Genomic DNA, 506 nt, shown 5'->3' on the forward strand with positions numbered 1-506 from the left:
ATCTACGCATCGTCGTGACGACTTAGGTTTGTCATTGGATGATCTAGACTTGTCTTCCTTGTCTCCAGATCTCGCCAAAAAAGTGGAAAATGCGCTGTCTCAAAACGATGCACCGACTTCTGCGCCGTCACAGGTGAATGACTTGGAGCGCAATGCGCAGCAGTGGCAAGGACGTCTTCCTGCCCTTAATTTGCAAACGCACATGTATGCCAGTGATGCCAATCGTCGTTGGGTGAAAATCAATAACGTGGAGTATCACCAAGGGGATGTGGTGGATGGACAAGTCACGCTGAAAGAGATTCAGCCGCAGGCTGTCATTGTCGAATTCCAAGGTGAGCAAATCCGAATCCCTGCGCTTTACGAATGGGATGGTTAGTACTCTCGCGTGAAACCATTAGATAAGCAAAAGGCCACATGAATGTGGCCTTTTTCGTATCCGTTATGTGCAAACCGGTAGTTTGCGGGGCAGTTATGCCCAACCAGCAGGTGATTTCTTTCTGCGTGGA

At 49.0% G+C, this 506-nt stretch carries 1 protein-coding gene; it reads left to right on the top strand.

The annotated features are described in order from the left end of the window. Window positions 1-376 (top strand): general secretion pathway protein GspB (locus R8N49_RS30805; protein ID WP_318190910.1); only part of this gene is annotated, 376 nt, incomplete at its 5' end. Window positions 377-506: the final 130 nt, after the last annotated feature.

Source organism: Vibrio sp. 1978 (assembly GCF_033344345.1).